Below are 26,466 nucleotides of genomic sequence, written 5' to 3'. Positions count from 1 at the left end.
CGGTATCGATGGACGTGAAGACGAAGGGCGCGTTCGTGACGTCACTGCCGTCGCGCTCACGGCGTATCGTCGACGCAACGTTCGTGACGTCACTGCCGTCGCGCTCACGGCGTATCGTCGACGCACAGATCGGGATCGCTGACGAGGCAATCCGCATTCGATACCGCCGGCGCGCCGCCTCGCGTTTTCAGCGTCGCCTCCTGCGCGGCGATATGCAGCCCTTTCGGCAAGAGCACCCACATGCGAATGCGTTCCTTCGTCCGGCTCGCCTGCGCCTGCGCATTCTGGCCAAAGCCATAGAAGTAGTCCGCTCTCACTGCACCTTGAATCGCGCCGCCCGAGTCTTGCGCCATCATCAACCGGTCGATTGCACCGGGCGTCTGCGGATCGTCCTGCGTCGACACGAACACGGGCGCACCGAGCGGCGTCGTGCGTGGATCGACGGCGACCGAGCGGCCCGCCGACAACGGCACGCCGAGCGCACCAAGCGGTCCGTCGGGCGAATCGGGGATGCGCCGAAAGAAGACATAGCTGGGGTCCGAGATCGCGAACACGCGCTTGATGGATGCGGTCGCCGTGGATGTGCTTGCCGGTCCCGTCGTTGCTGCTTTTGCTGCTGCTTTTGCTGCCGATGCCGCAGCATTACCCGGCTTCGAAGCAGCAGCACTGATAGCCGGCGTGACAACGCCACCGCTTTGCGGCGTCGCTGCAGCGAGCTTGAAACCACGCAGCAGCGGCGACACGGGTTCGTCGTCGTCCTGCGCGCGCGCCGATGTCGAGGGCACACCGACCGTTGCGTCGCCCGGTGTTTGAGCATCGGCGGTGCCGGTTGCGCCTGTCGACGCTTCGTCGACGACATCGATCTCCATGTCCAGTCCACGGACGGTGATCCGCTGCCCGCTGCCGCCGCCCGCACGCGCGACAGGCGGCACGAACGGGTGGCCGTTCTGCTCGGCATAAGCGAAGCGGCGGACCGTGCCATCGGGCATGCGCACTTTGCCCGCGCCCTGTACCTGCATCGAGTAGAGCATCGCCGGGTCGTCGACGTACGCGAGAATCGGCGCCTTGAGCGCGCCGCGCTCGATCTCGGCGCGCGTGTAGTACGGCACGATGCGCTCGCGATCGAGCCGCAGACGGATTTTCTTGTCGCGTATGTCGGGCACGCTGTCGCGCAGATCGAGCGCGTAGACACCCTTGATGCTGCCCGCCGCGCTATCGATGACGGGAACGACCGTGCGCCCTTCGATGCGAGCCGCGCTCACGGCCCCGCGTGCGCGCTCCGGCAGACGTCGCGCGTCGAGATACAGCATGTCGTCGGGCGTGCCATAGACCGGGTAGAGAAAGGCGCCGCCGTACTGCGGGCTGCCGTTCAAAAGCGGCTCGTAGTAGCCGGTCAGCGTGCCTTCGCCGCTCTTGTCCGTATTGCGGATCTGATACGCGTTGAAGTACATCTCGAAGAAAATCCGGATCGCGGTGACGTTGCGGGCATCCACCGAGCGCGACGCGATGCAGGGCGCCGACCAGCCGGCGCGCGAGCCGAGCACCGCGCAACTGCGCCTGAACGCATCCCACGAATTGCCGAGATTGTCGGTGCTCCAGCCGGGCAGGTCGGCGAAACGGGTCGGCGCATAGTAAGCATGACGCGTGGCGAAGGCGGCGCTCGTGCTCGCATTTGGGACTGTCGCAGACGTCGCGGGTGTGATGGTCAGCGTGTCTGATGCAGTTGGCGCTGAAACGCCTGCCTGTGGCATCGCTTCGGGCTTCGTAGACGGCGTGCCTGCGGCAGGCAAGGGCGGAGAAACCTGCACCGATGACGGCGGCAATGACTGAACGGATGACTGAGCCGAAGATTGCGCCGCAGCGCCGAACGTCATCGTCGTGGCCGGCTGGTTGCTCGCGCAACCGGCGCATATGGCCGCCACACCGAGCATCGCATACGGGCTGTGCATGCCGCCTCCTTCCCGCGCGCTGGCGGACGTTCGCGTGGTCCGCTACGTCGACGGGCCGACGACGTCGATCGTGAAAGTTGCTGCGCCGAATGTATCTGGACAGTCGGTCGCGTTGGCCGCGCAACGCGCCTGACCGGCGAATGGCGAGTAGCTGGCGGTGCGGCGCACGGCCGCCGCGCGCTGCGCCTGCTCGGGGAATTCGGCGAAGACGGATTCGCCGTGCAGGCCGCCGTCGGAGAAGTCTCGCTGCGTCGGCGACACCAGCACGAGGAAGCGATTCGGGCCTGCCGGCGCGCCCGCCGTCATCGGCCAACTGGCGCGCGGCAGCGAGATCGACTGACCGGCGGCGATCGTGTTGTTCTTGTCGAGTCCGTTCGGAAACAGCATCAGATATTGCCCGGCCGGGTCGACCATGAACACGTACACATAGCCCGCCCGATTGCTGCTGATCCTGAACTGCAGACGATCCTTGTTGATCCGCGCGGTGCCGTTGCGTGAGGCTGCCGTGACGCGAATCGACGGATCGGAAAGCGCAGCGATCCGTTCGAGTTCGCCGCCGGGCGTATAAGGCGGAAGCGGAACTGTCACGGCCTGGGTCGTGTCGGGCGCCGCATTGCTGCTTGCACTCGCGGTCGCGCTCGATGTCGATGCAGACGCGGCAGTGCTGGACGCCACTTGTGCTTGCGTCGGTAGCGTGGGCGCTGCATGACTGCTGCTTGCCGCATGAGCCATGTCGGTACGGCCTACGGAACTGGCAGTAGCAGTACCAGCACTGGCACCGGCAGAAGGCGTAGTCGATGGTGCGGGACGCATCGCGTACCAGCCGCCGAGCGCGGCCAACCCGACGACCGCGACCGCGCTTACGGCTATCGCCGCGTAACGCCCGTTCTTCGAATGCGGTTGCGCGTCGGCCGCTGAACGTGCTGAAGCAGGCGAACCAGAGACGCCCGAGTCCGCTCGAGCGTTCCCCTCCGGACGAGCCGCCGAAGCCGCGCCTGCCTCAAGAGACTCGACAGCGCCGATCGAAGCAGGCGCTGTGGCGCGCTGCGCAGCCGACGCGAGTGCATCGTCGCGCGAGTCGTGCTCGCCGCCCAGTGCGAGGCCCATCCCAGTCGCGAATGTCTGCACGCTTTGCGGCCGCTCTTCGGGCCGCACCGCGAGCGCGTGATCGATCGTCTGCACGAATGCGGGCGAATAACGGTCCGCGGCAAGCGTCGCGAGCGGCACATAGCTGTCGCTCATCATGCGGCCCACGGAAGGCGGCGGTGTCTTGCCCACGATCGCGAAGTAGACGACGGCGGCGAGCGCGTAGATGTCCGTCCACGGCCCCTGCTTAAGCGTTGGGACTTCCGCATACTGTTCGACGGGTGCATAGCCGGGCTTCAGGATCACGGTCAGCGCCTGCGTCATGTCGCCGATCACGCGTCTTGCCGCGCCGAAGTCGAGCAGCAGCGGCCGGCCGCTGCCCTTGAGCAACAGGATATTGTCGGGCGCGATGTCGCGGTGGTAGCACTGCGCGGCGTGCATCACGCCGAGCGCGCTGAGAAGCGGCGTCAGCAGCGCGCGCAGCCATGCTTCGTCGGGCGGCGAACTCATCGCGCGAAGCGTGTCGCGCAAGGTCTCGCCTTCGTAATACGGCATCACCATGTAAGCGGTGCCGTTCGCTTCCCAAAACCGGTAAACCTTGACGAGCGAATGATGATCGAACTGCGCGAGCAGCCGCGCTTCGTTGACGAAGCTCTTCAGGCCCGCACGAAATGTTTCTTCGTGACGTTCCGAGCGCACCGTGACTTCGGCGTTGTTGCCGCGCGAAGCGAGTGCCGCGGGCATGTACTCCTTGAGCGCAACATTGCGGCCCAGCTGCGTATCGTAAGCGAGGTAGACGATGCCAAAGCCGCCTTCGCCGATCAAACCCTTGATCTCGAACTCGGCGACGCGCGTGCCGATCGCCAATGCGTGATGCGAGTCGATACTCGCGGCCGATGACGTCGCAGGACGGCTGTCGGACGCGGGCGCTTGCGACACGATTACCGTCTTGTCGTCGGGACTTGTCATCGGGTTGGGATGCTCATGTGAGTCCAGCCGCGCGGCGCTGCGAACACGCATGCGCCATCCTCACGCACACGCGCGTGTACTTACAAGACGAATCACATGACCGATTTTGAAGGCGGCTGATGAAGCCTCTTCGTCGAGGCCGCGTTGTATCGCGAGATGCCGCTCCGCATCGAGAGCGCTCGCGGCTTTCAAAATAGCGCGCCTGATTCGTCTAGTTCTGTGTAGTTCGAGGTCTCCGCGCGGTGCTCACGTCGCATGCCTGCGCTCTCAGTCACAACGGCTCTCCAGTCAGTCGCGTCCCAGGACCGTCCCGTAGGAAGGCGATGTGAACGAACTCAGAAGAATCCGGCGATCCTGGAGGGCGTGCGATGCCTGGCGAGCGGTGCCGGGCGTGGCTGTGCGCGCAGGTTGGTCCGATGCGAAGCCTCACATCGTGCGTTCGCGTGCCGCAGGGTTGAGCGAGTGCATCGCTGCGCTCGCCGCCTGCGTGATGCTTGTCCTGAGCGCTCCTGCATGCGCCGCCGATGCCGCATCTTCCAGCCCCGCTGCACCGGGCCTCGCGCCCGAATCATCCGGCTTTCGCCAGGCCGCCGAGCGCGAACGCGACGCCGAAACACTGCAGACGTTGACGGCCGAAGGGCGCTTGCTGCTGTCGCGCGATCGCGTCACGCTGCCTGCCTACGACTATTGCAGCATGGCGGTGTCGGCGGCCGAACGCGGCGATTTCCGCGACAGCGTCGAGGCGGCCGCCCGCGCGCTCGTGATGGCGCAGCGCACAGACAACGCCGATCTTGCCGCGCTCTCCAAACGCGATCTCGCCATCGCGTACAGCTACGCAGGCGATCTCGCCGACGCCGAAAAGTACGCACAGGAAGCCCTCGCATCGACGCCCAAGGCGCCCGAGCAGGTGTTCGCGCCCGCGAACAAAGTGCTCGGCGATGTCGCGCTGCGTCGCGGCCATCCGCAGGATGCGCTCGCTGCCTACAACCGCGCACTTGAAACGGCGTCGCCACGCTACAGGCCGCTGGTGCTGTTGTCGATCACGAATGCGCAGATCGCCGCGGGCGATACGGCGGGCGCGCGCAAGACATTCGATTCCGCGAGTCCACCGCCGACAGCCGAACTTGCGCCCGCCTATCGACGTATCGAAGGCAATCTGCTGCTGGCCGAAGGCAAGCCGGAAGACGCGCGCCATGCGTTCAACGCGCTCCTGAAGCAGAGCAGTTCGGGTGATGCGAACTACGACCGGCTGTGGGCGCACGAGGGTATCGGCCGCGCCGATCTCGTGCTCGGCGACAAGGGCAGGGCGCGCGAAGCGTATCTGCTCGCCGTCGACGATTCGGAAAAAATCCGTGCGCGTTTTCGCAGCGACGAGTTCAAGACGGGGCTTTTCGGCGACACGCAATCGGTGTTCGAAAAAGCGATCGCGCTGACCGTCGAGGTCGGCGACTATGCGTCGGCATGGAGCCTGTCCGAGCGCAGTCGCGCACGCGCGCTGCTGGACGTCGTGCGCAACCGCGTCGATGCGGGCCTCGACGACCGTCAGCTGAACGGCGACGTGCCCGGTCTCGACGTGGTGCGCAACGTGCTGAAGCCGAACGAGGCGATCGTCGAATATCACAGCCTCGACAAGTCGATCGTCGTCTGGGTGATCCGCAACGAAGGGCTCAAGGGTTATACGCTGCCGATCGCGCGCGCCGACATGGATGCCGCCGTCACCGACATTCGCAATGCGATCGTGCGCCGCCGGCCAGCCGCGATCACGTACGGCGACAAGCTCTATGCGCTGCTGATCGCGCCACTCGGGCTGCGCGAGAACGAACGGCTGATCATCGTTCCGCACGGCGCGCTTCACTATCTGCCGTTTCAGGCACTGCACGCCCCCGATGGCTTTCTGATCCAGCGCCATGCGATCGCGCTCGAACCGTCGGCCAGCGTCGCGGTGCAACTCGAAGCGCGCGAGCGGCAAGTCGCAAGCAACCTCGTCGCGTTCGGCAATCCGACGATCGCGCCCGCGTATGCGCTGCCGGGCGCCGAAGCCGAAGTGCGCGGCATCGCGCCGCTCTTCGCGCGCAACGAAGTGTTCCTGCAAGCGAGCGCGACGCGCGTGAGCTTTCGCGACAATGCGCCCGCTGGCCGCGTTCTGCATGTGGCCACGCACGCCGAAGCGGACACGATCGACCCGCTGCATTCGCGCATCCTGCTCGCGCCCGCGACACAGCCCGCCGATGGCCCCGACTCGCTGCTCGCGAAGGACATCTACAACCTGAAGCTCAACAACGTATCGCTCGTCACGCTGTCGGCGTGCGAGACGGGACTGGGCCGGATCGCGCGCGGCGACGAAATACTCGGCTTCACGCGCGCGTTCTTCTATGCAGGCGCGAGCAGCCTGATCGTGTCGATGTGGCCCGTGGCCGACGAATCGAGCGCGCTGACGATGCGCACGTTCTACTCGCAACTCGCTGACGGCCACGAAGCGATCGACGCAATGCGCACGGCGCAACTCACGGTCATGCAGAATCCGCGCTTTGCGCATCCGTTCTTCTGGGCACCGTTCGACCTGATGGGAGGTTGGCGCCTGAGCATCGCGCGCTAAGAACAATAATGAAGACACCACTTCGACTGATCGCCGCGGCATTGGCTTGCAGCGGAACATTCGCGTGGGGCCAGACGCTGCCGAACGCGGGTAGCATTCTCCAGCAGACCGCGCCGCGCGAGACGCGGCCTTCGCCGCCGGGCGGCGGCGAGGCGCTGCCCGCTGTGCCGCCGACGACGCCGCCTCCCGTCGCGGCGCCCGGTCCGACGTTCACGCTCAAGGGCATCACGTTCAAGGGCAACGATACGATTCCCTCCGACGAGCTGCTTGCGCCCGTGCGCGACCAGATCGGCAGGCAGATCGGCTTCGCGGATCTCGAAGCGATTGCCGCAAAGGTCACGCAGGTGTATCGCGCACGCGGCTATCTGCTGGCGCAGGTGGTGATTCCGCAGCAGGACGTGAGCGCGGGGACGGTCGAGTTCACCGTGCTCGAAGGGCGCGTGGGCCATGTGCGGCTCGACATCGCGGCGGGCACGCCGGTCCGCGAAAGCCTGATACGCGAGCGCGTCGCGCAGATCCCCGTCGGCAAGCCTTTGCAGCAGCACGATATCGAACGCACGATGCTGCTGCTGTCCGACTTGCCGGGCATCCAGGTGACATCGGCGATCGAGACGGGCGAAGAGCCGGGTACGGTCGATCTGAGCATCAGCGTCGCGCCCGCCAAACGCTGGACGTTCGCTGTCGACGTCGACAACTACGGCGCGCCGGAAAGCGGAACCTGGCGCCTGGGTGCATTGGCGCGGCTCAACTCGCCGTTCATGATCGGCGACAACCTGGACTTGCGCCTGCTCGGCAGCGAACGGCTCGATACCGTGTACGGCCGCGTCGGCTACGAGGCGCCTGTCAATGCGTATGGCACGCGCGTCGGGGTCGCCGTGTCGCGGCTCAACTATGCGCTCGGCAAGGAGTTCGCGTCGCTCGACGCACAGGGCGAGGCGACCGTCGTCGACCTGACGCTCACGCATCCGCTCGTACGCACCCGCAGCCAGAACCTGCTCGCGCGCGTCAACCTCGAGTATCGCGATCTGATCGACAACGTGGGCGTCGTCGATTCGCACAATCCGCGTTCGCTGATCGAAGGCAGCGTCGGCCTGAGCTACGAAAGCCGCGATACGTTGCTCGGCGGGGGCTTCAACAGCGCGGACGTCGAGCTGCTGATCGGCAGCGTTCACTTCAGGAACGCGCAGGCCGAGGCAATCGATGCGTCGGCGTTTGGCCGCAACACGCAAGGCAACGAAATGCGCGCCACGTTCTTCGCGAACCGGCTGAATGCGGTGACGGAGCGCATCAGCATGTTCGCGGGGATTTCCGGCCAGTGGGCAGCCACGACGCTCGACAACTCGTCGCGCTTCCTGCTCGGCGGGCCGCACGCGGTGCGCGCGTATTCGCCTTCCGAGGCGCTCGTCGACGAAGGCTTCGTCGCAACCGTCGAAGGGCGTTACGCGATCACGTCGAAAGCGACGGTGTTTGGCTTCTTCGATTTCGGCACCGGCTGGTACAACGCGAACGCGCGGCCGAACCAGGGGACGAACGTGATCACGAGAAGCGGCGTCGGCCTCGGCGCGTTCTGGTCGGCGCCGGGTGGCATCGCGGTGCAGGGCACGGTCGCGTGGCGCACGACGGGCTCCGATACGACGGGCAACGACAAGGTGCCGCGCTTTTATGTGCAGTTGACGAAGACGTTTTAGTGGGCCATCGGCCTGAGGTGCGTGATGAACAAGCCCTGTAGTGTGCGGCCGGGTGTGCGGCCGGGTATGGGTGCGGGTATGGGTGCATTACGCGCCGGCACGATCGCCAGCGCGGTGACTGCGCTGTTTGCCGCGTCGTGCGGGCCGGCGGCGTTCGCGAATCCGACGGGTGCGCAAGTGGTGTCGGGAACGGTGAGCGTCGCGGCGCCCAGCGCGGGGCAAATGAACATCACGCAATCGTCGCCGAAGGCGATCGTCAACTGGAACACGTTTTCGATCGGCGCGAGCGAGGGCGTGAAGATCGTGCAGCCGTCGGCGAGCGCGGCCTTGCTCAACCGCGTGATGGGCAACGATCCGAGCGTGATCGCGGGACGCCTGCAGGCAAACGGCAGGGTGTTCCTCGTCAATCCCGCCGGCGTGATCTTTGCGCCCGGTTCGTCGGTGAACGTCGGCTCGCTGGTCGCGTCGACGCTCAACATCTCGAACGCCGATTTCCTTGCGGGCAACTACCGCTTTGTCGGCGCATCGACGGCGCCCGTCAGCAACGCCGGCACGCTCACGGCCGGATCGGGCGGCACGATCGCGCTGCTCGGCGGGACCGTCAGCAATACGGGCACGGTGAGCGCGCGTCTCGGCACGGTCGCGCTCGGCGCGGGTAACGACATCACCGTGGACTTCGCGGGCGACGGATTGACCACGCTGAAGATCAACGCGGGCGCGGCGCGCGCGCTGATCGGCAACACCGGGACACTCGCGGCCGATGGCGGCACCGTGATCATGAGCGCGCAGACGGCCGATGCGCTCGCGGGCACCGTGATCAACCAGCAGGGGATCGTGCGCGCGCAGAGCCTTGCCGAGCGCAACGGACACATCGTGCTGGACGGCGGCACGAACGGTGTCGTGATGGCGGGCGGGACGCTCGATGCGACGGGCGGCGCGGGCCTGACGGGTGGCCGCGTGGACGTCACGGGTTATGACGTCGCGCTGTCCGATGGCGCGCGTGTCGATGCAAGCGGCGCGGCGGGCGGCGGCACGGTGCGCTTCGGCGGAGGCGCGGCGGGCGGCGATGCCGACATTCGCAACGCAAACGCGATCTGGATGTCGCCGGGCGCGAGCATTCACGCCGACGCATCGCAGAACGGCAACGGCGGCCATGTCGTCGCTTACAGCGCGACGGCGAGCCGCATTTACGGCACGCTATCGGCGAAAGGCGGCACGCAGGGCGGCAACGGCGGACTGATCGAGACCTCGGGCCATTATCTCGACACGGCCGGTGTGAAGATCGATGCGTCGGCAGTTAAAGGGCGGGCCGGGACGTGGCTGCTCGATCCGTTCAATGTCTTCATCGAGCCGGACGAAACGGCAGTTGCGCTTGCTGCTGTCACGACGGCCGCGCCGGGCAGCACGACGACGTTCACGGCAGCGGGCGACAACAGCGTCGTGTTCCGTTCCGACATCGAAACGCCGCTTGGCAACGGCACGTCGGTGACGATCACGACGGGAACGGGCGGCACGCAGGCGGGCGATATTTTCATCCAGACGCCGATCACGAAGACGGCGCTATCGCCGGCCGGCAACAACGCGACGACGCTCACGTTCAGCGCGGCCGGCTCGATCACGGATAACGGACAGAACATCACGTCGCAGGCGGGCCCGCTCAATCTCGTGTTCGATGCGAACGTGGGCGGCGCGACGCCCGCGAATTCGGTGAGCCTCACCAACGTTGCAATCGACACCAACGGCGGATCGTTGACGATCGGCGACACCGGCCAGAGCGCGGTGAACATCAACAACTCGACGGTGCATACAGAAGCGGGCGCGATCAATATCAACGGCGCGGCGGAAACGGAGATCGGCGGCATCGCGATCGGCTATTCGCTGCTCGCCACGACGAGCGGCAACGTGACGCTCGCCGGTTCGAGCACGTTCGGCGATGGCATCAACATGCAGCAGAGCGCGATCGAGACTACGGATGGCGCGATTTCGCTCAGCGGCAGCGGCAGCGCGGGTCTGTTCGGCCGCACCGCTTTCGGCGTGAACATCTCGGGCGGACCGTACGCGCAGCTCAATCCGGACGAATCGACGACGCTGATTCCGAACATCGACGTGACGGGCAGCGGCACGGTCACGATCAGTGGAGTCATCACGGGCAGCACGAGCGGCTCCGGCGTGAACCTCAACAATGCGCAGCTCACGGCGGCGACAGGCCATGTCGCGTTGACGGGTTCCGCGGACGTCACCAACCAGGGCGCGGGCGTGACGCTGCAGAACGCGACGATCAGCACGACGGGCGCAGGCGTATCGATCACGGGTTCGGCGTCCGCCAGTCAGGCGGTCGCGATCGGCTATGCGGCGACGGGCCTCGCCTCGGGCGTCGCGCTCGGCTATGCGCTCGTCAGCACGCGCGACGGCAATATCAGCGTGACGGGCTCGTCGAGTTTGAGCGGCTTGTCGACGTTGGGAGGTGCCGGCGTCGACATCGAGCAAAGCGCGCTGCAAACAACGGGGCGCGGTTCGATCTCCGTGACGGGCGCTGCGAGCAGTACGGCCACCGGTCCGGCGACGGGCGTGATCGTCAACGGCAATTTCACGAACCAGGCTCCGCCGGGCACCACGCCCGCTTTTTCGGCGACGGGCACGGGCGCGATTTCCGTCAGCGGCAGCGCGCAAGCGATGACGGGCACCGGCCTCAGCGTGAACAACGCGAGGTTCACGGCCGCGTCGGGCGCGATCGCCATGGCGGGCACGGCGACGGTCAGCAGCACCGGCGACGGCGCCGACTTCACGAGCACGCTGATCAGCGCGGGCGCCGGCAATGTGACAATCAGCGGAACCACGAATGTCACGCTGGGCGGCTCGGGCGTCGTGCTCGACGATACATCGATGAGCACGACGAGCGGCAATGTCTCGGTGAACGGCACGGTCAACGGCGCGACGGCATTCGGCACGGGCGTCGGCACGTTCGGCGCATTCCTGGTCACGAACGCCGACAACACCGTCACCCAATTGCCGCTGATCGTCACCGGCAGCGGCAACATAATCGTCGCGGGCAGCACGCCGGCGACGACATCGGGCAGCATCGCGTTCGACCTCAACAACGGATCGATATCGTCGACCAGCGGCTCGATCTCGCTGTCGGGCAGGACCACAGGCACGCCCGCGAGAAACCTCGCGTCCACGGGCGTGGTGCTCGAAAGTCTGACTGAATCGACTGTGCCGACGCCGTCGACCGTCACGACGGGCAGCGGCCAGTTGAGCATCGACGGCAGCGGCTCCGGCGCGAATGCGCAAGGCGTGCTGATCGCCGACGGCACGCAGATCGCGTCGAACAACGGCGGCGCAATCGATATTCGCGGCGTCGAGACCAGCCCGACGACGAGCGCGAACGGCGGCAACGTGCAGTTCGACTACGGCACGCTGATCCTGAACGGCAGCGTGACTTCGACGAAGCCTGGCAGCACGATCTCGCTCGCCGGTTCGACCAACACGTCGGATGCGGGTCTCGCGTTCGGCGCGGTGCCCATGCCGCAATTGATGAGTTCGTTCGAGGCCTCGAGTTTCTTCCACGCGGCGGGCCCTGTGTCGATCAACGGCGCGTCGAACGGCTCGGTCGTGCTGCGCGCGGCGAACGACAACACGTCGCAAAGCATCTTGAGCCGCAGCGCGGGCATCACGGGCGGCGGGGGCGTGCTTTCGATACTGCCGGCCAGCGTCAATCCCTCGACGTTCGCGTTCACGCCGCAGGACGCGACGCCGATTACGCTGTTCGGCACGAGCGGCGGCATGAGCATCGACGCGCAGACGTTCGCGAGCTTCACGAACTTTCAGACCCTCACGCTCGGCTCCGATACGCAGACCGGCCTCATCACCGTGAACGGCGTGTGCGGCTCGGCGAGCGGCGTTTGCCAGCTCGTCAAGCCCGGTCTGAACATGAACCTCGCGTTGTCGAATCCGGGTGCGGGCAGTCAGGGTATTCAACTGCCGTTCGGATTGTCGCTCGGCGCGGGACATACGTTGTCGCTGGTGTCGGCGGGCGCCGTGACCGACCCGGGCGGCATCCAGGCGGCGAGCCTGCTGCTGTCGGGGCCCGGCTCCTTCACGCTGATCGATCCGCAGAACGACGTCGGCGTGCTTGCGCTCGTCAACGCGGGCAACGTGAACTTCGTCGATTCGCATGGCTTCGCGATCGGGCCCGTCACAAGCCAGACATACAACGCGACGTCGGGCACGCTGAACGCGATCGACGGAACGAACTCGACGCTGACGGGAAACCTGATCGCTCAGGCCGCGACGGGCAATGTCGCGCTCAATACCAGTCTGACGTCGGGCGGCACCGTCGATCTCGTGATGGAGAACGGCGTCTTCACGTCGGGCGATGCGGGCGCGCTGAGCGCCGCGAACGGATGGCGGATCTGGGCGGCCACGTGGAACCAGGAAGTGCGGGGCAATGTGCAGCCGAATACCGCACAGCCCAACTTCTATGGATGCATCTTCGGCGCCGGGTGCAGCTGGGGCGGCATCGTGCCGATGACGGGTAATCATTTCGTCTATGTCGCGAGGCCCACTGTGACCGTCACCGCGAATGGCGCGACGCGCATCGCCGGCGCACCCAACCCTGCGTTCACGTTCACGGCCAGCGGACTCATCAACGGCGATACGGCAGCAGGCGCGCTGACAGGTTCACTGACGACGCCTGCAAACCAGAATTCACTGCCGGGCCAATATCCGATCGATCCGAACTTCCTGTCGAACGTCGGGTATGTCGTGAACGAAGTGCCCGCCACGCTGACCGTGACCGCTCCGCTGAATCCCGTTGCGCAAGCAGGCTTGCAGTCGTTCTTCAGCAACCAGGAGCAAACCTTCGTCTATGAAAACAACCTGCAAGGTACGAATATCTGCATCGGTTCGAACCAGCCGCTCTTTACGACGGCAGCACCGGGCGACAATCAGGACATACTCGCCGTCGAATGGAAGCGCGTGCGTTCGCAGCCCAATCTGAACAGTTGCATGTTGTTGAACAGTCCGCATGGGTGCGGCGATTTCTAGCAACGTTCGGGGCGGTCGGCATAGAGATCCACAGCAGGCGCGATGCGCACTGTCATAAAGGCGCGCGGCTCGTCAGCAATAGGGTTGCCTGCGTGTCTTCCGCGTCGGCGATCCATACGGCCATTGCGCTGAGGTTGTCGCGGTTCACATCCGCCGATGCGCGCACTTGAGCGGCGAGCGCGTCGAGCCAGGCGTCCGGTGTCGCGGCGTTGTGCAGCGCTTCGCATATGGCGGTTTCGTCGACGTATTCCCAGAGGCCGTCGCTGCACAGCAGGAACGCGTCGCGATCGAACAGGCTGAAGGTGCCGGAGGAACCCGTGATGTGCAGATCTCCGCGTGTGCCGAGCGCCGCGAGCAGCACGTTGCGACGCGGGTGATGACGCGCTGCATCGGGGGACAGCAGGCGCGCGTCGACCATTTCCTGAACCATGCTGTGATCGCGCGTCTGCGCGCAGACGTTGCCGCCACGGAAGCAATAGAGACGCGAATCGCCGCAATGCGCCCACGCCGCCGTGCGCTGCTCGCAGTCGATTGCGAGCACCACGGCCGTGGAGCGCATGTCTTTGAGCGCGGCGCCGCCACGCGTCTGTTCTTCGACGATGTTGTCGTTCGCGTGAGCGAGCGCGCTCACGAGACGCTGGCCCGTCGGCGGCAACTCGCCGACGGTCAGATAGCGCAGATCCGCAAGCACGGAATCGACGACGATCGCCGATGCGGTATCGCCGCCGCCATGTCCGCCCGCGCCGTCCGCAAGCACGCAGTAGTAAAGGCGCTCGCTCGACCAGTCGCCTAGCGAGTCTTCGTTGCGTTGCCGGCCGCCGCGGTCCGTCAGGCTTGCTGTGGCAAGTCGCACAGGAAGCCTCGCTCAGGGGCGGGCTCGGCCGCTGGTGCGCGCGACTGCTCGGCGAGGATGCCCAGCACCAGCAGGATCGCGATTCTGTTCTCCGCGACGATGTCGATGCCGAGCGTCTTCGCGATCCACTGACCGATGCTGGTCGCAGCGAAATCGGTTGGCAGCGAGCCTTTCCTCAGCGTGACGCCGAGCTTGCGGGCGCGATAGTGATATGACGCGATCCTGTAGCGCGCGGCAATTTCCGCCAGTCCGCCTTTTTCGTTCGAGAGCCAGCCGAGGCTGCCCGCAAGCAGCAACTGGTCGGCCTTGTCGAGCCCGGCAATGAAGCGCGTTGCCGATTCCCGCACAATGCGCTCGTCGAGTCCGTGTTGCAGCAACACCGAGCCGACAGGGTCGCTTTGCACGGCCGCCTGTTGCTCGATCTCGGCCAGCACGTCTTCGTTGTCGAACACGACGTTGCGCTGATGACCCGCATTGCGCAGGCAATCGATCAGATAACGGCGGAAATATGCGCACACGGCATGACCATTGGAAGGCGCGCTATGCAGTGGGAACGCTTCCGGGTGCGCATGTGCTGCTTCGAGACGGAAAACCTTGAAATAAATGAACTGCGAGATCAACTCTTCCTTGTCTTCGCCTAGCGCCTGTAATTCGAATGGGTAATACGCCTGAAGTGCGCGGCGAACGATCAAATACATTGAAGCCATTTCGTCATGGTTCAGACATGTACGGCGTTGCCACAAGTCAGGCAACGCCGCATCGCAAGCACGGTCGACCGCACGTGCGCATTCTATATGTGTCACACGTCACCCCGCATGATGAGCACAGCGTCACGCTGTGCGGATTCAGTACCCGAAAAGCGTCCGTTCGTTTGAAGCTGGGAAGCTGACATACGGCTATCGGTCCGCTGCCGTTCAGCGTCGACTAATAGAGGAAACAGGCATTCACTGCAATAGTGCGAAAAGTACTGCCTTAGGCCTTAGGTATTGCACACGCCGGGACAAAACCAATATGAGGGTTTACCTTATTGCGTCCAATCGTGCTTTTTTTCAATTTTGTGAGACTCGAACGTTTACTAGATGGTAATGCCGCCGAGTGACGCGCAAGTTGCCGTTCCATGTAAAACCGAGACCGTATGCGCATCTTGCGTTTTTTTAAGGCGTTTAGAAACGCCATTTTTAATTGAATTTTTGAATCGGCTTTACAAAAGCGAGAGCATCACACCTGTCCTTTAATTTTAAGGATTGCGTGCTATGCTCGTATCGGTCTGCCGCAGCAGTGATCGCGTTTCGACGTGGCTGTATAAGCGCGTGTGTACATAAGTAATCCGAATTGATTCAATTAACTCTTCGATCCGGGGGAAGTCCAGTTTCGACGGTTAACGTGGCGTGAGTCGTCGCGAAGAGCGAGCACGCTAAAACTATTCGTCTCTGACTGCAGCGAATACAAGAAATGGCCACGCTCGATGCCGGGGTACTGCTTGCCGAAATCTCTCCAGAAAACCCTTGTGGGGACGATGTCGAATACGACCCGCTGTTCCGCGAACTCGAACAGGCCGTTCACGGCAAGCCGGATGTCCAGTACGGCGCCACTGTAGTCGCCGCCACGCCGCCCGACTGGAAGACAGCTCAGTCGCTTTCTCTCGAACTGTTCGGCAAGAGCCGCGACTTGCGCGTGGCCGCGCATCTTGCACGTGCGCTGCTGCATCGTCAGGGCTTCGCGGGTCTTGCCGAAGGACTTGCGTTGATCGAAGCGCTGCTCGAACAGCACTGGAATCATGTCCATCCGCAACTCGATCCCGACGACGACAACGACCCGACTGCGCGCATCAATGCGCTGACCGTCCTCGTCGATCAATCCGGCATGCTGGTGGACGTGCGCGATACGCCGCTTGTCGCTTCGCACGCGCACGGAATCGTCAGGCTGCGGGACATCGAATATGCGAACGGCGACGCGCCTGCGCCCGAGGGCGTCGAACCGTTGTCCCTTGCATCGATCGACGCGGCGATCGCCGACGTGCACGACGATGCCGTGCGCGTCGTCGCTGCGTTGCGGGGCGCGCGCAGCAGCAACACGCGTATCGAAACGCTGTTGACGGAGCGCGTCGGCACGGCCCAGGCCATCGACCTGTCGCCGTTGTCGCGCCTGTTGCAGCAGGCGGCGGGATTTCTAGTCGAGCGTATCGGCGAAGCGGCACCGCAAGCCGAAGACCAGGCAGCAGCGGGCGAAGCTGAAACGAACGCGCCCGCAGGCCCAGGTGCGCGAGCGAGCGCGCCGCCGACGGGGGAAGTGAACAGCCGGCAGGATGTGATCCGCCTGCTCGACAAGATCTGCGCTTACTACCAGAAGCACGAGCCGTCGAGCCCGGTGCCGTTGTTGTTGAACCGCGCGCGGCGTCTCGTGGACAAGAACTTCATGGAAATACTCGAGGACCTGGCGCCGGAAGGTCTTGGCCAGGCCCGGCAGGTTGGCGGTATCGAAAACGAATAGTGATGGGGAGTTGATCAGCAACGCAACTGATACGCTGCCCCGTCTTTCGACGGTGCGGTGTCAACCAGGGGAACTGTCGTGGCCAAGGAAAGCAGCCAGAAATTCATTGCACGCAATCGCGCGCCGCGCGTGCAGATCGAATATGACGTCGAGGTGTATGGCTCGGAAAAGAAGGTGCATCTGCCGTTCGTAATGGGCGTGATGGCCGACTTGTCCGGGCAGCCCGCCGATCCGCTTGCGCCCGTCGCGGACCGCAAGTTTCTGGAAATCGACGTCGACAACTTCGATGAGCGCCTCAAGTCGATGAAGCCGCGCGTCGCGGTGCAAGTACCGAACATGCTGACAGGCGAAGGCAATCTCGCCGTCGACATGACGTTCGAGAGCATGGACGACTTTTCTCCCGCCGCCGTCGCGCGCAAGGTCGATGCGCTGTCGAAGCTGCTAGAGGCGCGCGGCCAGTTGCAGAACCTCCTGACTTATATGGACGGCAAGACCGGCGCCGAGGAATTGATCGCGAAAGTACTGAACGATCCGGCCTTGCTGCAATCGCTCGCATCCGCGCCGAAGCCACAGGAATAAGCGCGACCAACAGTGGAGTCTGACCATGGCCGAACCCACCCCCCAGGAGCAGACGCAGCAGGCAGAAGGCACGCTCGAAGTGAGCGACTTCGCTAATCTGCTGCAAAAGGAATTCAAGCCGAAAAGCGAGAAAGCGAAAGAAGCCGTCGAGACGGCCGTGCGCACGCTCGCCGAACAGGCGCTGCGTGACACCGCCGTTATTTCGAACGATGTTCTCGCGACCATCGAGGGCTTGATTGCGCAGATCGACAAGAAGCTGACCGATCAGATCAACCTGGTCATTCACTCGGAAGAGTTCCAGAAAGTGGAGAGCGCATGGCGCGGTCTGCACTATCTGGTGAACAACACCGAGACCGACGAGTCGCTGAAGATCCGCGTGATGAATATTTCAAAGGGCGAGTTGCACAAATCGCTCAAGAAATACAAAGGTACTGCATGGGACCAGAGCCCATTCTTCAAGAAGCTTTATGAAGAAGAATACGGCCAGTTCGGCGGTGAGCCTTATGGCGCGCTCGTCGCTGACTATTACTTCGACAACAGCGGTCCCGATGTCGACCTGCTGACCCAGATCGCAAAGATCTCCGCCGCCGCGCATGCGCCGTTCATCGCGGGCGCGGACCCGGCCGTCATGCTGATGGATTCGTGGCAGGAGCTGGCCAATCCGCGCGACCTGACGAAGATCTTCCAGACCCCCGAGCACGCCGCGTGGCGCTCGTTGCGCGAGTCGGAAGATTCGCGCTACATCGGTCTCGCGATGCCGCGCTTTCTTGCACGCGCGCCCTATGGCGCGAAGACCAATCCCGTCGACGAATTCGACTTCGAAGAAGACACGGCCGGCGCGGACAGCGGCAAATACGCATGGGCCAACGCGGCCTACGCGATGGCGACCAACATCAACCGCTCGTTCAAGATGTACGGCTGGTGCTCGCGGATTCGCGGCATCGAGTCGGGCGGCGCAGTTGAAGGCCTGCCGGTGCATTCGTTCCCGACCGACGACGGCGGCGTCGACATGAAGTGCCCGACGGAAATCGCCATCAGCGACCGGCGCGAAGCGGAACTGGCGAAGAATGGCTTCATGCCGCTCGTGCACAAGAAGAACTCGGACTTTGCAGCCTTCATCGGCGCGCAATCGTTGCACAAGCCCGCCGAGTACGAAGATGCCGATGCCACGGCGAATGCGAATCTCGCCGCGCGCCTGCCGTATCTGTTCGCGTGCAGCCGCTTCGCGCACTACCTGAAGTGCATCGTGCGCGACAAGATTGGCAGCTTCAAGGAGAAGGACGACATGCAGCGCTGGCTGCAGAACTGGATCCTGCAATACGTCGACGGCGATCCCGCCCATTCCAGCGAAGAGTCGAAGGCACGCCGGCCGCTTGCCGCCGCCGAAGTCGTGATCGAAGAAGTCGAAGGCAATCCCGGCTATTACACGTCGAAGTTTTTCCTGCGTCCGCATTACCAGTTGGAAGGCCTGACCGTGTCGTTGCGGCTGGTCTCGAAGCTTCCGTCCGCCAAGGCGGCATGACGGAATCCCGTTGTTACTGACGAAACGTTTCTGAGTGGAGAAGAACATGGCCGTCGATATGTTCATGAAGCTAGGCGACATCAAGGGCGAGTCCCAGGACAAGACCCATAAGGAGGAAATCGAAGTGCTCGCGTGGAGCTGGGGGCTGAGCCAGAGCGGCACGATGCACATGGGCACGGGCGGGGGCGCCGGCAAGGTGAACGTGCAGGACATCTCGTTCACCAAGTACGTAGACAAGGCGTCGCCGGCGATCATGGCGGCCTGCTGCAAGGGCTCGCATATCGACTCGGCGGTGTTGACCGTGCGCAAGGCGGGCGGCGACAACCCGCTGGAGTACTACAAGGTGACGCTGACCGCGTTGCTGATCAGCTCGTATTCGACGGGCGGCTCGGGTGGCGAAGACCGTTTCACCGAAAACGTGACGCTGAACTTCGAGAAGTTCCATGTCGAATATCAGCCTCAAAACGCGAAGGGGGCGAAGGAGGGCGGCGTTGTCGAGGTGAAGTGGGACATTCCGAAGAACGACGCGACCAACTAGACAAAAGCAGAAGGCCGTGCTGCATTCGAATGGCGCTGCGGCACGGCAACGCGATGGCGTGGCCCCGGCATCCGGGTGTCGCGCAGTTGCACGCAGTTGCATTTGACCCGGCTTGACGGAGCGAACTGACATGACCGCAGAGGAAAGCTTGCGTGAAGGCGATCTGGACGAGAGCCTGCGCCAATTGCAGATGCAGGTTCGCAACGATCCGTCGAAGGCGTCCCTTCGTGTGTTCCTGTTCCAGCTGCTCGCGGTGCTGGGCTCGTGGGACCGCGCGCTGACGCAGTTGAACGTCGTCGGCGATCTCGACGCCGCCGCGCTGCCGATGGTGCAAACCTACCGCGAAGCATTGCAATGCGAAGCGCTGCGCGAGCAGGTTTTCAACGGCACGCGCGCGCCGCTGATTTTCGGCGAGCCGACGGGCTGGCTCGCGTTGCTAGTCGAAGCGCTGCGGCTCGACGCGGCGGGCGACGGCGCAGCGGCCACGGCCGCGCGCGAACAGGCGCTCGCCGACGCGCCCGCCACCTCGGGCAGCATCAACGGCGAGCCGTTCGAGTGGATCGCCGATGCCGATGGCCGTCTCGGACCCACACTCGAAACGGTGCTCAACGGCCGTTACTACTGGGTGCCGTTCTTCCGGATCAGGCGCATCGAGATCGAAGCGCCCGTCGATCTGCGCGACCGTGTCTGGACGCCCGCGATCTTCACGTGGGCCAACGAAGGCCAGGCGGCCGGGCTGATTCCGACGCGCTACGCCGGCACGCTGGCCCAAAAGAGCCACGCGCTATGGCTCGCGCGTCTGACCGAATGGGTTGGCGGCGATGCAGCGCAAGCGCGCCCCGTCGGGCAACGGATGCTGACGACCGACGTGAACGACTATGCGCTGCTCGATATCCGCACGATCGAACTGGCGGTCGATGCACCGCCCGGCAGCGAGGGCGGCGCTGGCGCCGCGCCGGATCATGGCTGAAGCGAGCACGCGCGACCGGCTGCAGCCCTCGCTGCTCGACCGGCTGACCGACTACGAGCCGGAGGTGAAGCAGGAGGCGCGCGAGCGCCGCGTGCTGTCGATGCGCGCGTTGCGTCAGAGCGTGCAACGCGATCTTGCGTGGCTCCTGAACGCGAACGGACTCGCTTCCGTACAGGATCTGTCGGGTTATCCGTATGTGAGCACGTCGGTATTGAACTTCGGCTTTCCGGATATCGCGGGAAAGACGGCCTCGGGCATCGATGCGGCGAAGCTGGAGAAGCATGTGCGCGACGCGATCTGGGCATTCGAGCCGCGCATCATGCGCGACACGGTGCGCGTGACGGCCGTGCAGTCCGAAGAAACCACGGGTCGCCATAACACCGTGTCGTTTCTGATCGAAGGAGACTTGTGGGCGCAACCATACCCGGAGCGCTTGTACTTCAGAACCGAACTCGATCTCGAAGCCGGGGAAATCAGAGTGATCGACCAGAGCGGGGCGCGTTGAATTCATGAACCCCGAACTGATCAAGTACTACAGCGAAGAGCTCCAGCATCTGCGGGAGATGGGCGGGGAGTTCGCGAAGGAATATCCGAAGGTCGCTGCGCGCCTCGGGCTGGAAAGCCTCGAATGCGCGGACCCGTATGTCGAGCGCCTGCTCGAAGGGTTCAGCTTTCTCGCCGCGCGCGTGCAGATGAAGATCGATGCCGAGTTTCCGCGCTTTACGCAGCATCTCGCGGAACTGGTCTATCCGCACTATCTCGCGCCGACGCCATCGATGGCCGTCGTGCAGATCCGGCCCGATCTGAGCAACCCTGGCCTCGCGGAAGGCGTGAAGGTCGCGCGCGGCAGCGCGTTTCGCAGCGTGCTCGACAAGAACGGCTCGACGCGTTGCGAATATCGCAGCGCTCACGACCTGACGCTATGGCCGCTCGAAATCGCCGATGCCAGGTTCTTCACGCATTCGGGCTCGCTCGGCGGCGCGGACATCGTGCTGCCGCCCGGCGTGAAAGCGGGCCTGCGGCTGCGTCTGCGCGCGACGGGCGGCCTCAAGATCAACCAGTTGAAGCTCGACAGGCTGGTGCTGTATCTGCGCGGCGCCGACGCGTTGCCGACACGCACTTATGAGCGCCTGCTCGGCTCGGCTGCCGGCGTCGTGGTGATGCCCGTGTCGCGGCCCGCAACGTGGCATGCGCAATTGCCGGCGACAGCCGTCGTGCCCGTCGGCTTTGCGCAAGACGAAGCGCTGTTGCCCATCAGCAAGCAGTCGTTCCAGGGCTATCGGCTGCTACAGGAGTATTTCGCGTTCGCGCAGCGCTTCATGTTCGTCGCGATCGATGGCTTGCAGCCGGCGCTGCGCCGTTGCGGCGACAACGAAGTGGAAGTGATCGTGTTGCTCAAGCGCGGCGATCCGCTGCTCGAACAGTCGCTCGACGCGTCCAACTTCGCGCTCTTCTGCACGCCCGCGATCAATCTGTTTCCTCGCCGCACGGACCGCATCGCGCTGTCCGGGGAGCAGTTCGAATATCACGTGATCGCCGATCGCACGCGGCCGATGGACTTCGAAATCTATTCGATCGACGAAGTCACCGGCTATGGCGCGGGTGCCGCCGCCGAGCAGAAATTCGACGCGTTCTATCACGCGCGCGACCTCGGCGCGGGCCACGGCGCGAACGCGTACTACCAGATGCGGCGAGAGAAGCGAATGCGCTCGTCGCGGCAGGCCGAACGCGGACCGCGCACGAGCTATCTGGGCAGCGAGACGTTCATCGCGCTCGTCGATGCGGCGAATGCGCCGTTTCGCGGCGATCTGCGCCAGCTCGGATTGCAGGTGCTCTGCACGAATCGCGACTTGCCGCTCACGCTGTCGATCGGCGGCGGCCAGAGCGACTTCACACTCGATGTCGAAGCGCCCGTCGAGAGCGTGCGCTGTGTGAGCGGCCCGAGCCGCCCGTTGCCGTCGTATGCGCATGGCGCAGTCGCATGGCGGTTGCTGAGTCATCTGTCGCTGAACTATGCATCGCTCGTCGATAGCGACGCGAAAGAGGGCGCCCGTGCGCTGCGCGACCTGCTGAGCCTCTATTGCCCCGTCGGCGACCCGGCGACTCAGCGGATGATCGAAGGCGTGCATTCCGTCGAATCGCATCCGGTGACGCGACGCCTGCCGTTTGCAGGGCCGATCGTGTTCGGACGCGGCCTTGCGATCACGCTGACGCTCGACGACGCCGCATTCGAAGGCGCGGGTGCGTTTCTGCTCGGCGCCGTGCTGTCGCACTACTTTGCGCAATACGTGTCGATCAATTCGTTCGCGGAGACGGTGGTGAGAACGCTGTCGCGCGGCGAGATCATGCACTGGCCAGCGAGGGGCGGACAATGCCTGACGCTCTGACTCTGCTGCGCGAACTCGAAACACACGCATGGCGTTTCGACTTCTTTCAGGCCCTGCGGCTCATCGAGAACGCGCATCGCGACAAGCCGCGCATCGGAGAATCGCTGCGCCCGCGCGACGATGCCGTGCGCTTTTCGCAGGAGCCGGAACTGATCTTTCATCCGGCGACGCTCGCCGCGCTGGTCCCGTCGCGTGACGGACACGCGGCACGGCTCGCGGTGAATTTCATGGGTCTGCTGGGGCCGAACGGGCCGATGCCTGTGCATCTGACCGAATACGTGCGCGACCGCGCGCGCAATGCGAACGACCCGACATTCGCGCGCTTTCTCGATGTGTTCCATCACCGGATGGTGTCGCTGTTTTATCGGGCGTGGGCCAACGCACAGCCGACCGTGAGTCTCGACCGGCCGGAGCGCGACCGCTTTTCGGTGTACGTCGGCAGCACGTTCGGTCTCGGCGAAGCGGCGCTCCGCGAGCGCGACGCAGTGCCCGATTTCGCGAAGCTGCACTTCGCCGGACTGCTCGCAGCACCGACTCGTCCCGCAGCGGGCCTGCAACTGATTCTCTCGCGCTTCTTCCATCTGCCCGTGCGTATCGAGCAATGGGTCGGCCACTGGATGCCGCTGCCGCGCGACACGCTCTCGCGGCTGGGCGCGCGCGACGGATCGTCCGCGCTCGGTGTATCGACGCTGCTCGGCGGGCGCGTGTGGGATTGCCAGCACAAGTTCCGCATCGTCATCGGGCCGCTGACGCTCGCCGATTACGAGCGCTTCCTGCCAGGCGGCGACAGCCTGCGCCGTCTGACCGACTGGGTACGCAACTACGTGCGCGATGGTCTCGACTGGGACCTGAACCTGTGGCTCAAGCACGACGACGTGCCACGCCTCGCGCTGGGCCGCCGCGCACGGCTCGGCTACACGACCTGGCTGCTGAGCGGCCCCGCCGCGCAGGATCAGCAGCAGCTGAAGCTGCATCCCGCTTCGCATCCGTCGTCGTTGTCTGGACGGCCCGGCGAAACCGGGCGCGGCGACGCGCACGCGCGCCAGCCGGAACTCCAACACTCATCCAGGGACTAGCAAAATGGCCGAAATCAAACGTGCAGCGTTGTTCGGCAAGCTGAACAAGCTGGCCTATCGCGCAATCGAAAGCGCGAACGTGTTCTGCAAGTTGCGCGGCAATCCGTACATCGAGGTCGTGCACTGGTTCCATCAGATCCTGCAATTGCAGGACTCGGATCTGCATCGCATCGTGAAGCACTTCGGCGTCGAGCCTTCGGCGCTGGCGCGCGATCTGACGGATGCGCTCGACCGGCTGCCGCGTGGCGCGGGCTCCGTCGTCGACATCGGATCGCAGGTCGAGGAGGCCGTCGAACGCGGCTGGGTATTCGGCTCGCTGATGTTCGGCGAGTCGCAGGTGCGCACGGGACATCTGGTCGTCGGCCTGTTGAAAACGCCGTCGCTGCGCAACGCGCTGTACGGCATCTCGCGTCAGTTCGAGCGGGTCAAGCTCGAAACGCTCGTCGACGAGTTCGACAGCCTGCTCGGCGGTTCGCCCGAAGCGGGCATGAGCGCGAGCGACGGCTTCCAGGCAGCGGGCGCCGCTCAGGCAGGCGATAGCGGCGGCGCCGTGCCGCCCGCCGCGATGGGCAAGCAGGAGGCGCTCAATCGCTTCACGACCGATCTGACCGAGCAGGCGCGCAGCGGCAAGCTCGATCCCATCGTCGGCCGCGACGAAGAGATCCGCCAGGTAGTCGATATCCTGATGCGCCGCCGCCAGAACAATCCGATCCTCACGGGCGAAGCGGGTGTCGGCAAGACGGCCGTGGTCGAGGGCTTCGCGCAGCGCATCGTCGCGGGCGACGTGCCGCCGACGCTGCGCGACGTGCAGTTGCGCACGCTCGACGTCGGCTTGTTGCAGGCGGGCGCAAGCATGAAAGGCGAGTTCGAGAACCGGCTGCGCCAGGTGATCGAGGAAGTGCAGGCCTCCGAGAAGCCGATCATTCTCTTCATCGACGAAGCGCACACGCTCGTGGGCGCGGGCGGCGCGGCGGGTACGGGCGACGCCGCGAACCTGCTCAAGCCGGCGCTCGCGCGCGGCACGCTGCGCACCGTCGCGGCGACGACGTGGGCCGAGTACAAGAAGCACATCGAAAAAGACCCGGCCCTTACGCGGCGCTTTCAGGTCGTGCAGGTGCCGGAGCCCGACGAGACCAAGGCCATTCTGATGATGCGCGGCATCACGTCGACGATGGAAAAGCATCACAAGGTGCAGGTGTTCGACGAGGCGCTGGAGGCAGCCGTGCGGCTGTCGCATCGCTACATTCCCGCGCGCCAGTTGCCGGACAAGGCCGTGAGTCTGCTGGACACGGCTTGTGCGCGCGTGGCCGTCAGCCAGCACGCGACGCCGCCTTCCGTCGACGATTCGAGAAAGCGCATTGCCGCGCTCGAAACGGAACTCGCGATCATCGGGCGCGAGACGGCTGTCGGTATCGAAACGGGCGAAAGGCTTGCCGCGGCGACGGAGCGTCTCACGACGGAGCGCGCGCGTCTCGCCGAACTCGAAGCGCGCTGGCAGGGCGAGAAAGAACTCGTCGAGCGCATCCTCGCCTTGCGCGCGCAACTGCGCGACGAGACGGGCAAGGTCGAAGGCGCGGCCAGTGCCGAACCGATCGAACCCGCTGCATCCATCGATCCCGCCGCGCGCGACGCACGTCTCGCCGAATTGCGCGAACTGCAGAGGAAGCTCGCGCAGCATCAGGGCGAAGACCCGCTGATCCTGCCGACCGTCGACCAGCAGGCGGTCGCATCCGTCGTGCAGGACTGGACGGGGATTCCCGTGGGCCGGATGGTGCGCAACGAGATCGAAAACGTACTGAAGCTCGCGGAAAACCTGAACAGGCGGATCATCGGCCAGGGGCATGCGACCGAGATGATCGCGCGGCGCATCCAGACGTCGCGCGCGGGACTCGACAATCCGAACAAGCCGATCGGCGTGTTCATGCTTGCGGGCACGTCCGGCGTCGGCAAGACGGAAACGGCGCTGGCGCTCGCTGAAGTGCTGTACGGCGGCGAGCAGAACGTCATCACGATCAACATGAGCGAGTACCAGGAAGCGCATACCGTGTCGTCGATCAAGGGCGCGCCGCCGGGTTATGTCGGCTATGGCGAAGGCGGCGTGCTGACGGAGGCCGTGCGGCGTCGTCCGTATAGCGTCGTGCTGCTCGACGAAGTGGAGAAAGCGCATCCCGACGTGCACGAGATTTTCTTCCAGGTGTTCGACAAGGGCTGGATGGAAGACGGCGAAGGGCGCGTGATCGACTTCAAGAACACGCTGATCCTGCTCACGACGAATGCGGGCACCGATCTGATCGCGAACCTGTGCAAGGACCCCGAGCTGATGCCCGAGCCGGAGGGCATAGCGAAAGCGCTGCGCGAGCCGTTGCTGAAGGTGTTTCCGCCGGCGCTGCTCGGGCGCGTCGTTGTGATTCCGTATTACCCGCTGTCCGACGAGATGCTTGGCGCGATCATCCGCTTGCAGCTGGGGCGGATCGAGAAGCGCGTGCGCGCGACGCACAAGATTCCGTTCGTGTATGACGACGATGTCGTGAAGCTGATCGCGAGCCGCTGCACCGAACTGGAAAGCGGCGGCCGCATGATCGACGCGATCCTGACGAACACGCTGCTGCCTCACATCAGCAACGAGTTCCTCACGCGGATGATGAACGGCACGACAGTGTCGAAGGTGCAGATCGGCGCGCGCGACGGCGAGTTCGTCTATACGTTCGATTGAACGC

The 26,466-nt window shown here is 64.6% G+C and carries 16 protein-coding genes; 12 read left to right on the top strand and 4 right to left on the bottom strand.

Features of this window, described 5'->3' with window-relative positions; translation table 11 throughout:
* Positions 1 to 104 precede the first annotated feature (104 nt).
* Positions 105 to 1,949, bottom strand: coding sequence for a murein transglycosylase A (mltA, locus tag GCT13_RS07760; protein ID WP_152756584.1), 1,845 nt, complete (start codon positions 1,947 to 1,949; stop codon positions 105 to 107).
* A 42-nt stretch (positions 1,950 to 1,991) separates the two neighbouring features.
* A complete protein-coding gene (locus tag GCT13_RS07755; RefSeq protein ID WP_152756581.1) occupies positions 1,992 to 4,055 on the bottom strand; it encodes a serine/threonine-protein kinase in 2,064 nt (687 codons plus the stop codon).
* A gap of 382 nt (positions 4,056 to 4,437) precedes the next feature.
* Here GCT13_RS07755 and GCT13_RS07750 point away from each other — a divergent pair, with 382 nt between their 5' ends.
* The 3 genes from GCT13_RS07750 to GCT13_RS07740 are packed head-to-tail and all read left to right on the top strand — an operon-like array spanning position 4,438 to position 13,334.
* The gene (locus GCT13_RS07750) at positions 4,438 to 6,600 is read left to right on the top strand and encodes a CHAT domain-containing protein (RefSeq protein WP_321574235.1); all 2,163 of its coding nucleotides are present in this window, start codon (positions 4,438 to 4,440) and stop codon (positions 6,598 to 6,600) included.
* A gap of 8 nt (positions 6,601 to 6,608) precedes the next feature.
* Complete coding sequence (locus tag GCT13_RS07745) at positions 6,609 to 8,288, top strand: ShlB/FhaC/HecB family hemolysin secretion/activation protein (RefSeq protein WP_152756578.1); 1,680 nt, start codon at positions 6,609 to 6,611, stop codon at positions 8,286 to 8,288.
* 24 nt (positions 8,289 to 8,312) lie between these two features.
* The gene (locus GCT13_RS07740; protein WP_193727598.1) at positions 8,313 to 13,334 is read left to right on the top strand and encodes a beta strand repeat-containing protein; all 5,022 of its coding nucleotides are present in this window, start codon (positions 8,313 to 8,315) and stop codon (positions 13,332 to 13,334) included.
* Between the two features lie 52 nt (positions 13,335 to 13,386).
* Here the strand turns inward: GCT13_RS07740 and GCT13_RS07735 are convergent, their stop codons facing one another.
* Together GCT13_RS07735 and GCT13_RS07730 are read right to left on the bottom strand one after the other, a co-directional pair.
* Positions 13,387 to 14,187, bottom strand: coding sequence for a PP2C family protein-serine/threonine phosphatase (locus GCT13_RS07735; RefSeq protein WP_321574234.1), 801 nt, complete (start codon positions 14,185 to 14,187; stop codon positions 13,387 to 13,389).
* Entirely contained in the window at positions 14,163 to 14,894 is a 732-nt protein-coding gene (locus GCT13_RS07730; RefSeq protein WP_152756576.1) for a hypothetical protein, read from the bottom strand. The genes GCT13_RS07735 and GCT13_RS07730 overlap by 25 nt, the downstream gene beginning before the upstream one ends.
* A gap of 745 nt (positions 14,895 to 15,639) precedes the next feature.
* Here GCT13_RS07730 and tssA point away from each other — a divergent pair.
* The 9 genes from tssA (at position 15,640) to tssH (ending at position 26,462) form a co-directional block, all read left to right on the top strand.
* Entirely contained in the window at positions 15,640 to 16,677 is a 1,038-nt protein-coding gene (gene tssA / locus GCT13_RS07725; protein ID WP_152756574.1) for a type VI secretion system protein TssA, read from the top strand.
* A gap of 78 nt (positions 16,678 to 16,755) precedes the next feature.
* Positions 16,756 to 17,256 (top strand): type VI secretion system contractile sheath small subunit, encoded by a 501-nt coding sequence (tssB, locus tag GCT13_RS07720; protein WP_028369702.1) that lies wholly within the window; start codon positions 16,756 to 16,758, stop codon positions 17,254 to 17,256.
* 25 nt (positions 17,257 to 17,281) lie between these two features.
* A complete protein-coding gene (gene tssC / locus GCT13_RS07715; protein WP_152756572.1) occupies positions 17,282 to 18,778 on the top strand; it encodes a type VI secretion system contractile sheath large subunit in 1,497 nt (498 codons plus the stop codon).
* A gap of 46 nt (positions 18,779 to 18,824) precedes the next feature.
* On the top strand, positions 18,825 to 19,316 hold the full coding sequence (locus GCT13_RS07710; protein WP_152756570.1) for an Hcp family type VI secretion system effector: 492 nt from the start codon (positions 18,825 to 18,827) through the stop codon (positions 19,314 to 19,316).
* Positions 19,317 to 19,446: 130 nt separating this feature from the next.
* Positions 19,447 to 20,286 (top strand): type VI secretion system accessory protein TagJ, encoded by an 840-nt coding sequence (locus GCT13_RS07705; RefSeq protein WP_152756568.1) that lies wholly within the window; start codon positions 19,447 to 19,449, stop codon positions 20,284 to 20,286.
* Entirely contained in the window at positions 20,279 to 20,791 is a 513-nt protein-coding gene (gene tssE / locus GCT13_RS07700; protein ID WP_152756566.1) for a type VI secretion system baseplate subunit TssE, read from the top strand. Before GCT13_RS07705 ends, tssE begins: the two co-directional genes overlap by 8 nt.
* Positions 20,792 to 20,795: 4 nt before the next feature.
* The gene (gene tssF / locus GCT13_RS07695) at positions 20,796 to 22,673 is read left to right on the top strand and encodes a type VI secretion system baseplate subunit TssF (RefSeq protein ID WP_152756564.1); all 1,878 of its coding nucleotides are present in this window, start codon (positions 20,796 to 20,798) and stop codon (positions 22,671 to 22,673) included.
* Positions 22,658 to 23,749, top strand: coding sequence for a type VI secretion system baseplate subunit TssG (gene tssG, locus GCT13_RS07690; RefSeq protein WP_152756562.1), 1,092 nt, complete (start codon positions 22,658 to 22,660; stop codon positions 23,747 to 23,749). Before tssF ends, tssG begins: the two co-directional genes overlap by 16 nt.
* 4 nt (positions 23,750 to 23,753) lie before the next feature.
* The gene (gene tssH, locus GCT13_RS07685) at positions 23,754 to 26,462 is read left to right on the top strand and encodes a type VI secretion system ATPase TssH (protein WP_152756560.1); all 2,709 of its coding nucleotides are present in this window, start codon (positions 23,754 to 23,756) and stop codon (positions 26,460 to 26,462) included.
* Positions 26,463 to 26,466: the final 4 nt, after the last annotated feature.

The sequence above is a fragment of the Paraburkholderia franconis genome, assembly GCF_009362735.1.
GTDB lineage: Bacteria > Pseudomonadota > Gammaproteobacteria > Burkholderiales > Burkholderiaceae > Paraburkholderia > Paraburkholderia franconis.
The sequence above is the reverse complement of the archived record's forward strand: the minus strand, read 5'-3'. Positions and strand labels throughout refer to the sequence as shown.

Bases quoted from the DNA above. Each gene is read 5' to 3' on its own strand.
- GCT13_RS07740 (WP_193727598.1), top strand. From the start codon at position 8,313: ATGAACAAGCCCTGTAGTGTGCGGCCGGGTGTGCGGCCGGGTATGGGT.
- mltA (WP_152756584.1), bottom strand. From the start codon at position 1,949: ATGCACAGCCCGTATGCGATGCTCGGTGTGGCGGCCATATGCGCCGGT.
- tssF (WP_152756564.1), top strand. From the start codon at position 20,796: ATGAACCCCGAACTGATCAAGTACTACAGCGAAGAGCTCCAGCATCTG.
- tssC (WP_152756572.1), top strand. From the start codon at position 17,282: ATGGCCGAACCCACCCCCCAGGAGCAGACGCAGCAGGCAGAAGGCACG.
- GCT13_RS07745 (WP_152756578.1), top strand. From the start codon at position 6,609: ATGAAGACACCACTTCGACTGATCGCCGCGGCATTGGCTTGCAGCGGA.
- tssG (WP_152756562.1), top strand. From the start codon at position 22,658: ATGCCTGACGCTCTGACTCTGCTGCGCGAACTCGAAACACACGCATGG.
- GCT13_RS07730 (WP_152756576.1), bottom strand. From the start codon at position 14,894: ATGGCTTCAATGTATTTGATCGTTCGCCGCGCACTTCAGGCGTATTAC.
- GCT13_RS07755 (WP_152756581.1), bottom strand. From the start codon at position 4,055: ATGCGTGTTCGCAGCGCCGCGCGGCTGGACTCACATGAGCATCCCAAC.
- GCT13_RS07705 (WP_152756568.1), top strand. From the start codon at position 19,447: ATGACCGCAGAGGAAAGCTTGCGTGAAGGCGATCTGGACGAGAGCCTG.
- tssH (WP_152756560.1), top strand. From the start codon at position 23,754: ATGGCCGAAATCAAACGTGCAGCGTTGTTCGGCAAGCTGAACAAGCTG.
- tssE (WP_152756566.1), top strand. From the start codon at position 20,279: ATGGCTGAAGCGAGCACGCGCGACCGGCTGCAGCCCTCGCTGCTCGAC.
- tssA (WP_152756574.1), top strand. From the start codon at position 15,640: ATGGCCACGCTCGATGCCGGGGTACTGCTTGCCGAAATCTCTCCAGAA.
- GCT13_RS07710 (WP_152756570.1), top strand. From the start codon at position 18,825: ATGGCCGTCGATATGTTCATGAAGCTAGGCGACATCAAGGGCGAGTCC.